Below are 5,088 nucleotides of genomic sequence, written 5' to 3'. Positions count from 1 at the left end.
GAAAAGAAGGAATATTTGCAGTAAACAGAGAAATGTAAATCTAAAATGTCAGTATGAAATAATCACACCACAACAGGAGGGAACTAGCCATGAAAGAGTACAAGAGCGACAAGTTAAGAAATGTTGGAATTGTTGCCCACGGAGGAGCCGGCAAGACATCCTTGACAGAAGCCATGTTATTTAATTCTGGCGCGGTGAACCGTTTAGGGCGTGTTGATGATGGTTCGGCAACAACTGACTTTGAAGCGGAAGAGATTAAGCGCAAGGTCACCATTAGTACGGCTTTGGCACCTTGTGAATGGTACGATCATAAAATTAATATTGTTGATACTCCTGGTTATGCTGATTTCGTAGCCGAGGTAAAGGGTGCTCTGCGGGCCGTCGACAGTGCACTTATTGTGCTATGCGCCGCCTCCGGGGTGGAGGTTGAAACCGAAAAGGTATGGAATTATGCAGCTGAATTGGGCCTGCCCCGTATAGGATTTATTAATAAAATGGACCGGGAAAACGCCGACTTTTATAGTGTTGTCGAAAGTATGAAGGAAAAATTCGGCAATGGCGTTGTCCCGGTTCAATTACCAATTGGCGCTGAAAATAGCTTTAAGGGTATCGTCGATGTGCTTAAAATGAAAGCCTATTTACCCCAGAAAAATGGGAAAGAATACACTGAGGCTGATATTCCCGCCGATATGCTGGATAAGTGTGAAGAAGCCCGGATGGTGCTTATCGAAGCAGCAGCCGAAGGCAATGATGAACTCTTGACCAAATATCTCGAAGGGGAAGAGCTAACTAATGAAGAAGTGCGTATCGGTTTACTGTCTGCTATTGCTCAAGCTAAAGTGTTTCCTGTACTCTGCGGCTCGGCCCTCAAAAACATTGGCATTTCGCAGGTGCTGGATTCTCTGATCAACTATCTGCCCGCTCCTGGAACCAACCCGATAATTGGTTACCATCCTGTGACCAAAGACCCTATAGAAAGAAATGCTGCCGGTCCTTTCTCGGCAATGGTGTTTAAGACTACAGCAGATCCCTTTGTTGGCCGCCTCAGTTATATTCGACTCTACTCAGGCAGCATAAAGCCTGATAGCACATTATATAACGCAACCAGAGATAAGTCTGAGCGTATCGGTACAATCTTTACGTTACGCGGTAAACAACAAGATCCCATCACTGTGGTGCATGCCGGCGATATCGTTGTAGTAGCCAAACTACAGGAAACAGGTACTGGTGATTCACTTTGCGATAAAGATAAACCGATTGCGTTTGAACCAGTTTCATACCCGAAACCGATGTTTGTCAGAACCCTTGAAGCAAAGAACAAAGGCGATGAGGATAAGATTGGTCAGGCCTTAGCCCGACTCATGGATGAAGATCCCACTTTTAAAGTCCGTAAAGATGCAGAGACTCATCAATTACTCATCTCGGGTATGGGCGAACTGCATTTGGATATTATGGCCGAGCGTATGAAACGCAAGTTTGGTGTCGAAACCCTGCTTTCTAACCCTAAGGTTCCCTATCGTGAGACCATCCGCGGCTCAGCCAAAGTTGAAGGCAAACACAAGAAACAGAGTGGCGGCCATGGTCAATATGGCCATGTTTGGCTACAGCTTGATCCACTGGCGCCAGGTGCCGAATTCGAGTTTGTTGACTCCATCTTTGGCGGTTCAGTTCCCCGTCAATATATACCGGCTGTTGAGAAAGGGGTCAGAGATGCGTTGGCCGGTGGACTGCTTGCTGGTTATCCCATGGTTGATGTCAAAGTTACTCTGACTGACGGTTCATATCATACAGTCGACTCCTCAGAAATGGCTTTTAAAATTGCCAGCAGCATGGCGCTGCGCAAAGGTGTGCTGCAGGCCAAACCAGTACTCCTTGAGCCAATCTATTCAGTAGAGGTCCTTGTTCCTGAATCTTATATGGGTGATGTTATCGGTGACTTGAATACCAAGCGTGGTCGTATCCAAGGCATGGAACCGATCGGCGGCGGCATAGGCCGGGTTAAAGCCCAGGTACCCCTGGCAGAAATGTTTCGTTACAGCATTGACCTTCGCTCCATTACCCAAGGCCGCGGTTCATTTGACATGAATTTTTCTCACTATGAAGATGTGCCACCACGTATTGCTGAGTCAATTATCGCCGGTGCCAAGAAAGATAAAATAGAAGAAGCATAGAAGAAACGGGTAAAAAGCCTTGCTTGCTCTGTTCATTGGGCAGAGTAGCAGGGCTTTATTTTCTATGTTTTCTTTTCGGCATGACTATATTTTTATAAATTCTTTTACCGCTTCATATAATTGGAGTAAAATAGGAGTATTAATATAATAAAAATAGTAGTTACCCGGAGGTTCTGCGATGAACGATTTTATAGTAAAACACAGCACAAACGGCGTCTGGTACGGAGAATTCCCCGGCTTATCCGCAAGAGGCATTAAGCATGGTGTATCAACGCGATTAGGCGGACAAAGTATTGCGCCTTTTACCAGTCTCAATTTGGGACTGCACATCGGCGATGATGCCGAAGCTACCTGGCACAATAGGCAAGCTTTCTGCCATGCTCTTGGATTGCCTGCAGAAAAAGCGGTTACCGCCGAGCAAGTACATGGCGACGTAGTGCAGCAAGTAACTTTACAAGATGCCGGGCGCGGTGCCCAACATTATCATGAATCAATTAAAGGAACAGATGCTCTTATCACCAACATACCGGGCTTACCGCTCATGCTGTTTTTTGCCGACTGTGTTCCTGTGCTAATTTTCGACCCTATACACAATGCAATTGGTATTAGTCATGCTGGCTGGAAAGGTACTGTTGCTAAAATCGGGCAAAAAACTGTGCTTGCCATGCAACAGCAATATAACACCAACCCAGCTGACTGCCTGGCAGGGATTGGCCCATCCATCGGCCCTTGTTGCTATGAAGTAGATGAGTTTGTCTTAAATAAATTGCAGGCAGGCTTTAATAACTGGGAAGAATTAGTAACACCGAGCGGTAACCGCTGGAATCTTAACTTATGGGAAGCCAATCGCCAGCAGCTTAAAGAAATTGGGATTATAGATGACAACATAAGTGTAAGCGGCATATGCACTGCCTGTAACACGCAAATATTTTATTCTCACCGCGCTGAAGCTGGCTGTACAGGCCGCATCGGTGCAATTATTTCTTTATAAATAATTGTGTAACTATAAGGTATAAATGCAGAACATCTTTGTGCTTGAATTTATTGCAATAGCCCGTTATAATAAAATAAACGTCAAATATCTGACACAGCAAAGACGCTGCTGTCTCCTTACCAGGAGGCACTGCGTCTTTTTAACTACCAGGAGGTGGACTACGTGCAATTATTACGTATAAAAGATATTGTTATAAACAGACTTATTCAAGTGGATCCCCTGATACCAATTGCTGAGGTTGCCACTCATATTGGGGGTGATAATAAGGCTGCCGTTATCGTTTGGAGTAATAATAAATTAGGTTACATTACGACCAAACAATTGCAAAATACTGGAGTTTATGCACAGGATATTGCCTTGTTTGATATTGTCTTCAAACCACTCAGCCTGTTATCACTATCGCTTGACAGTCCGCCTGCCGAACTTTTAACACAGGCTATACTTTTTGAAGCAGAAGGTAAAATGATAGCACTCAGTACTCCTGAACTAGTATTTGGCGCATTGCTTAACAGATATTATTTGCAGCAAACCCAAATGGCCGCTGTCCTGGACACGGTTGGTGAAGCGGTGTGTGTAATTAACGAGGCCGATCAGGTCGTTATCTGGAATAAGCGTGCCGAAAAACTCTATGGTATTATAGCTGAAGAAATATTAGGCAACTGTATAGATAGTTTTTTTACAAATCTATTAGTGAAACAAGTAGCGGCCGAGCAACTTACTGTTAAAGATCAATATCATAAACCCTGTTCCAATACGCATGTGCTAATTAATGCCGCTCCCATCCTGTTAGCTGGCAAGGTTGTTGGCGGAGTATGCGCAGAGCGTGATATTACGGAGGTTGTAAACCTCAATCAGGAACTTTCACGAACCAGCCGCAAGGTACAGTCACTAGAAAATGAGATTGATAAAATCAACACAGGCACCGACGCTTTTGCCAGTGTCAGCGGTCATAGCACCGGTATACTGGGAGCCGTCGGTATGGCCCGACGGGTGGCGGCCACCAATGTACCCTTGTTACTCCGCGGTGAAAGCGGCACAGGCAAAGAGGTATTTGCCCGAGCAGTCCACATTGCCAGTGGACGAAAAGGCAGGTTCATTGAGATTAACTGTGGTGCCATTCCAGCTAGCCTGTTTGAGAGTGAGCTGTTTGGATACCATTCAGGCGCCTTCACCGGCGCTGATAAAAAAGGGAAAGCCGGCTTAATTGAGCTTGCTGACGGCGGAACGCTTTTTCTTGACGAAATTGGGGAAATGCCAAAGGAAATGCAGGTAAAACTACTTAGGGTATTACAGGAAAAAAAGTTTTACCGGGTGGGCGGTGATAAACCTGTCCAAGTGGATGTTCGAATCATTTCGGCGACACACCGTGATCTGGAAGATATGATTGCCAGCGGCGATTTCCGGGATGACTTGTATTATCGACTCAACGTAGTCTCATTACAATTGCCACCTTTACGTTCCAGAAGGGAAGATATCCCGGAATTAGTCTACCGGGGGCTTAAACATTTCAGCGCCCTCCACAATCCGGATGCAACAATTAATAAGGTAGACCCGGCTCTTATGGCCGCTTTTTTAGAATATGACTGGCCAGGCAATGTTCGCGAACTGAATAATATTTTAGAACGCCTGGTTATTCTTGCTGACAGCGATACCCTAACAACAGGCAGTCTGCCAACTAATTTCAAGGCAGGTTATCATCACGGTAAAACAGCAGCTACCGGGGTGACAACAATCCCGGAACTGATAACATTAGAACGGTCTTTAATTGAGCAGACCCTTAAAGAGGCTAACTTCAACAAAGCAATAGCCGCAAAAAAACTGGGGATCCCCCGCAGTACTCTCTATTATAAAATGCGGCAATTTAATCTCGCTTTAGATAGTGTCAGTAACTTGACATCAATATCTAAAAACTGACTCTTATTT

General features: G+C 45.1%; 3 protein-coding genes. All 3 read left to right on the top strand.

All coding sequences use genetic code 11. The features are described 5' to 3' along the window. The first annotated feature begins 89 nt into the window (after positions 1 to 89). The 3 genes from fusA to VN379_RS14710 all read left to right on the top strand — a co-directional run bounded on the left by fusA (position 90) and on the right by VN379_RS14710 (position 5,079). On the top strand, positions 90 to 2,171 hold the full coding sequence (gene fusA / locus VN379_RS14720; RefSeq protein WP_325535138.1) for an elongation factor G: 2,082 nt from the start codon (positions 90 to 92) through the stop codon (positions 2,169 to 2,171). A gap of 178 nt (positions 2,172 to 2,349) precedes the next feature. Beyond that, positions 2,350 to 3,162 (top strand): peptidoglycan editing factor PgeF, encoded by an 813-nt coding sequence (gene pgeF, locus VN379_RS14715; RefSeq protein WP_325535136.1) that lies wholly within the window; start codon positions 2,350 to 2,352, stop codon positions 3,160 to 3,162. Positions 3,163 to 3,327: 165 nt separating this feature from the next. Continuing rightward, positions 3,328 to 5,079, top strand: a complete 1,752-nt coding sequence (locus VN379_RS14710; protein WP_325535134.1) for a sigma-54 interaction domain-containing protein — start codon at positions 3,328 to 3,330, stop codon at positions 5,077 to 5,079. The last annotated feature ends 9 nt before the right edge of the window (positions 5,080 to 5,088 follow it).

This window comes from Sporomusa sp., assembly GCF_035561255.1.
Taxonomy (GTDB): domain Bacteria; phylum Bacillota; class Negativicutes; order Sporomusales; family Sporomusaceae; genus Sporomusa.
Note: the sequence above shows the minus strand (reverse complement) of the source record. Positions and strands in the feature narration are given on the sequence as shown.